Source organism: Lutimaribacter degradans, assembly GCF_023703375.1.
Lineage (GTDB): Bacteria > Pseudomonadota > Alphaproteobacteria > Rhodobacterales > Rhodobacteraceae > Lutimaribacter > Lutimaribacter degradans.
Genome location: NZ_JAMQGO010000041.1, coordinates 1 through 790, shown reverse-complemented (window position 1 = coordinate 790; position 790 = coordinate 1). Strand labels below are relative to the sequence as shown.

General features: G+C 59.4%; 1 pseudogene. It reads left to right on the top strand.

From position 1 onward, the window contains the following. Positions 1-101: 101 nt before the first annotated feature. A pseudogene (locus M8744_RS17855) lies at positions 102-688 on the top strand (ArdC-like ssDNA-binding domain-containing protein); the annotation flags it as partial. Positions 689-790: the final 102 nt, after the last annotated feature.

Below are 790 nucleotides of genomic sequence, written 5' to 3'. Positions count from 1 at the left end.
ACTCGCTATATGAGGGCGGCCCGCCTGGGGGCTTTGCACCTTATAGGGTGGGTCAAAATCAAACGCTGAAGACGGGTCAGTTTTGAACGCTCATTGACAGTATCATCGAGCGCGGCGTCCTGCCGTGGCGCAAGCCATGGACCGCAGGTGGCAGTTCTCGTCCCCTGCGCGTGGGCGGTGAACCCTACCAGGGGGTGAACAACTTCCTGCTGACAATGCGGACGATGGTGATGGACTACACTTCGCCCTTCTGGATGACCATCCCGCAAGCCAATGCCCTGGGCGCCAAGGTGCGCAAGGGCGAGAGGTCCTCCGTGGTGGTCTATTACGGCCAGAGCCGGAAACAGGACGAGGCGTCCGGAAACGCCGATGAGGGCGATGGGAATGAAACCCGCGTCTTCAGATTCCAGAAATCCTATCGCGTGTTCAACGCAGATCAGATCGAGGACCTGCCGGAGAGCTTCCATCCCGACCCGGGCCGGTGCCTGATTATCCGCCTGCTGAACCCATCCCGTATATGCAGACATTCTTTGATGCGATCGACATCACCACGGTTTTCGCGGGCGGCGAGGCCTACTATCTGCCTCCCGTGGACAAGGTCTACATGCCCTCGATCACGCGGTTTCGGGACCCGCGGCATTTCTACGGGGTCTGGGCGCACGAGTTGGCTCACGCCACAAAGGCACCGCCATGAACCGCCCCGGTTTTGCCGGAGGCTGATTACTCCGTTTTACGCGACTTTATCGAACTCGTTGTACTGTTCATAGAACTTCTCCTCGGCCTCTGCTGG